Raw genomic sequence first — 539 nt, forward strand, 5'->3', positions numbered from 1 at the left:
ACCGGTTTTAAAAAACACATCCCCCCCAATCCTCCCTTTGGGCTTCCTATACCATAAACTTTTTGTGATAAGCAATTTTTAACGACCTGCGCCACGCACACATCGGGCATAACCTCACTTTACAAAAATGGGCTTGATACAGTTTTAACTTGCCCGTCTCCGGGTCTCTCTTAAACGAAAGATACTCTGCACAACCAATTAGCTTTTCAGCCTTTTTGCCATAGTAAGGTGCCCCAATCTTACTCTCTAACGCTTCGTAATGCTCCGCCATGAGGTTCGTACGTCTCTTTTTCCCCTTCCAATCCCGCTTTTTACCTGTTGCGGTTTTGTCTTCGAGGATGCTATAATCGTTTTCAGATGAATAAATCAACAAAAAAACTCCTTCTGAGCTAGTTCTCTAGCATTCTATTATTTTGATTCGACACCTTAATAATAGCAGAAGGAGTTTTTACCTGTCAAAAAGCCGTTTAACCCTTGAAACACAATTCGTTTAAATGATTTTGAAAACTGATGTTTTTTCTATATATTATCAATATACT

General features: G+C 39.1%; 1 protein-coding gene. It reads right to left on the reverse strand.

The genetic code is table 11. The features are described 5' to 3' along the window. Positions 1-46 precede the first annotated feature (46 nt). Complete coding sequence (locus ACFVGY_RS37850; protein ID WP_385687140.1) at positions 47-373, reverse strand: protein rep; 327 nt, start codon at positions 371-373, stop codon at positions 47-49. Between the last annotated feature and the right edge of the window lie 166 nt (positions 374-539).

The organism is Streptomyces sp. NPDC127106 (assembly GCF_042677605.1).
Taxonomy (GTDB): Bacteria; Actinomycetota; Actinomycetes; order Streptomycetales; family Streptomycetaceae; genus Streptomyces.